Below are 1,139 nucleotides of genomic sequence, written 5' to 3'. Positions count from 1 at the left end.
CGACAAGCCGGTGGCCTTCGCCGATACCCAGACCACCGAAGAGAACACCGTTCTCCACGGCCAGGTCCCGGTCGCCACCGATGTCGACGGCACCATCGTTCGCTACGAGGTGGTCAATAATCTCGCCCAGGGCAAGGGCACCCTGGCCTTCAACGAGGACGGCAGCTACACCTTCAACCCGGGCACCGCCTTCGACCACCTGGCCGCCGGCCAGAGCGAGAACGTCACCTTCACCTACCAGGCGAAGGACAACAACGGTGCCGTGAGCGGTCCGCAGACCATCACCATCGTCGTTACCGGCAGCAACGACGCCGCCGTCATCAGCGGTGTCGGCTCGCGCGACGTGAATGAAACCGACGCGCCGATCAGCACCGGCGGCAAGCTGAACATCACCGACGTCGACGGCCCGGCCAGCTTCCAGGCCCAGAGCAACGTCGCCGGCAAGTACGGCACCTTCAACCTCGGTACCGATGGCAACTGGACCTACGTCGCCAGCAGCGCCTACAACGAGCTGAAACAGGGCCAGACCCTGACCGACACCTTCACCGTCAAGGCTGCCGATGGCACCAGCGCCACGGTGACCGTGAACATCATCGGTACCAACGACAAGCCGCTCGCCTTCGGCGATACCGTCACCACCGACGAAAACGCCGTGCTGAACGGCCATGTACCGGCTGCGACCGACATCGACGGCACCATCGCGAGCTACCAGCTGGCGACCAACGTCGCCGCCGGCAAGGGCACGCTGACCTTCAACGCCAACGGCAGCTACAGCTTCAACCCGGGCACCGCCTTCGATCACCTGGCCCAGGGCCAGAGCGAGAACGTCACCTTCACCTACCAGGCGAAGGACAACAACGGTGCGCTGAGCGACCCGCAGACCATCACCATCACCGTCACCGGCACCAACGACAAGCCGGTCGCCTACGCTGACACCCAGACCACCGAAGAGAACACTGTTCTGCACGGCCAGGTCCCGGTTGCCACCGACGTCGACGGCACCATCGCGGGTTATCAACTGGCCACCGACGTGGCACAGGGCAAAGGTTCGCTGACCTTCAACACCGATGGCAGCTACACCTTCACCCCCGGTACCGCCTTCGATCACCTGGCCGCCGGCCAGAGCGAGARCGTCACCT

1 protein-coding gene is annotated in these 1,139 nt (G+C 64.5%); it reads left to right on the top strand.

The window, feature by feature from the left end; genetic code table 11:
• Positions 1-1,139, top strand: a 1,139-nt coding sequence (locus A9513_RS28000) for a VCBS domain-containing protein (RefSeq protein WP_141678541.1), incomplete at both ends; no start/stop codon positions are given.

This window comes from Pseudomonas sp. AU12215, assembly GCF_001675465.2.
In the GTDB taxonomy this organism is placed as follows: Bacteria; Pseudomonadota; Gammaproteobacteria; order Pseudomonadales; family Pseudomonadaceae; genus Pseudomonas; species Pseudomonas nitroreducens.
This window is presented reverse-complemented; position numbering and strand designations above follow the sequence as displayed.